We start from the raw sequence: 1,267 nt of genomic DNA, 5'->3' as shown, positions 1-1,267 counted from the left end.
ATCGGATCGTCGGCGCGGTTCACGTACCGCCCGGTCATCGCCAGTGTCTTGTGCCGCAGCAGATCGCGCACGAGGAATGCGTTCGCGCCGGCCTGGCCGGCGTACGTCCCGACGGTGTGCCGCAGGTCGTGAAGGCGAACGTCCTCGATCTTCGCGGCGGCCCTGATCCGGCTCCAAGCCTTCTCGATCGCCGTCTTCGACAGCGGCTTCTCGGCATCGGTCGTCGAGGGCAGCACCCAGGGCGAGCCCTTCGGCCTCGGCAGTTGCGCCAGGACTTGCCGCGCCGGACCGTTGATCACGATCACCTGCGGCCGGCCGGACTTCGTCTGCGCCAGCGTGATCGTGCCGGCGTCCAAATCCACCTGGGCCCAGCGCAGGTTCAGCACCTCGGAGAGCCGGCAGCCGGTGAACAGCAGCAGCTCGACCGCCGCGGTGGTCACCCGTGCGAGCAACGTCCGGCGGTTCTCCTCCTTCGCGAGGTGCTTCGAGATCGGCCGCTGCGGATCGATCGTCCACGGCAGCCCCGTCGTTTCCGCCTGCCGCAAGGTCGCGCCGAGCCTTGCCAGCTCGTCGGCGGTCAGGAACCGCTCCCGCGTGCTTTCTGGATAGCGCTCGATCTTGCTGCACGGATTCGTGCTCTCCGGCCGCATTCCCCAGGCCTCGGCGAGCGCGAAGGCCTTCGAGCAGATCGCGACGGCGACGTTGGCCTGGCGCGGCGTGCCCGCAACCTCACGGTGCAGCTTTCCGATGTCCTGTCGGGTCACGGCCGCGACCTTGTGCCGGCCGAGCCGTGGCCGGATGTGGCGTTCGACGATCCGCGTGACCTCCGCCTGCGTGCTCGGCCGGTTGCGCTTTCTGACGTGCTCGGCGAGGTAGCGGTCGAGCAGCTCGTTCACGACCGGCGCCTCGATGGAGGCACGCCGCTCGGCGACCGGGTCCTTGCCGGCGCGAACCGCGTCGAACACACGGAAGGCCTCCTTGCGAGCCATGTCGGCCGTCAGCTTGCCGTGCTTGCCGAGGGTCAGCCGCCGCGAGCGCCCCTGGGCGGTCCGGTACTGCACCAGGTAGGAGCGGACGCACCGCTCCTCGCCGTGCTCGGTCCTGCTCGACAGGACCCGCAACCCGAACCCCGGAATGTCGTCGTCCCAGGCGATCGCGTCGGCGGTGTCGGGCTTCCAGCTCTCTACGAACCGCTTCGTCAGCTTGGGCATGGCTCGCCCCGTCCGCTGGACACCACCTGGACGGCGCCTAACGGTGCCCCTCGGTG

General features: G+C 69.7%; 1 protein-coding gene. It reads right to left on the bottom strand.

Features of this window, described 5'->3' with window-relative positions; translation table 11 throughout:
- The coding region (locus A33M_RS21845; protein ID WP_040622728.1) for a tyrosine-type recombinase/integrase at positions 1-1,211 on the bottom strand (1,211 nt) is incomplete at its 3' end.
- Positions 1,212-1,267: the final 56 nt, after the last annotated feature.

The organism is Rhodovulum sp. PH10 (assembly GCF_000293785.1).
Classification (GTDB): domain Bacteria; phylum Pseudomonadota; class Alphaproteobacteria; order Rhizobiales; family Xanthobacteraceae; genus Rhodoplanes.
Note: the sequence above shows the minus strand (reverse complement) of the source record. Positions and strands in the feature narration are given on the sequence as shown.